This window comes from Vibrio sp. 1249-1, assembly GCF_033340495.1.
In genome coordinates, this window is the sequence record NZ_JAWOWJ010000810.1 from 1 (window position 1) to 599 (window position 599).

Consider the following 599-nt stretch of genomic DNA (forward strand, 5'->3'; position numbering starts at 1 on the left):
AGTGCCCTCACCGCCACCTACTACTACCAGAAATACCAAGCCCTCTTAGCGAATAATGTTGAAAACACCGCCAAAGAAGCCTTACACCAACTGGCTTACACCGGGCGCGAATACAACAATATTCAAGATCAGATAGAAACCATCAGCGACCTACTTGGTCACAGTCAAAGCCATTACGATTACTTACGTGAACCCAGTAAAGCCAATCTGACCATCTTAGAGAACATGTGGAGCTCGGTTGCTCGCAACCAAAAACTGTATAAGCAGATCCGTTTTCTCGACACCTCTGGCACCGAAAAAGTTCGCATTAAATACGATTTCAAAACCGGCATCGCTGGCCCATCATTGATCCTTCGAGATAAATCTGCGCGAGAGTATTTTAAGTACGCACAGAGTTTGGAGAACGAGCAAATCTCAGCTTGGGGGATTGAACTTGAAAGGGACAAAGGTGAGTTGGTTTATCCGTTAAGTCCGTCACTACGCATTTTGATGCCAATTTCAGTGAATGACGTTCGACAGGGTTACTTAGTGTTGAATGTCGATATCGAGTATTTGTCATCCCTCCTCAACTATTCACCAGTGCGGGATTTCCATATCGA

General features: G+C 45.1%; 1 pseudogene. It reads left to right on the forward strand.

Annotation, left to right across the window (positions count from 1 at the left end):
• Positions 1-599: pseudogene (locus tag R7Z50_RS29050) on the forward strand (diguanylate cyclase); the annotation flags it as partial.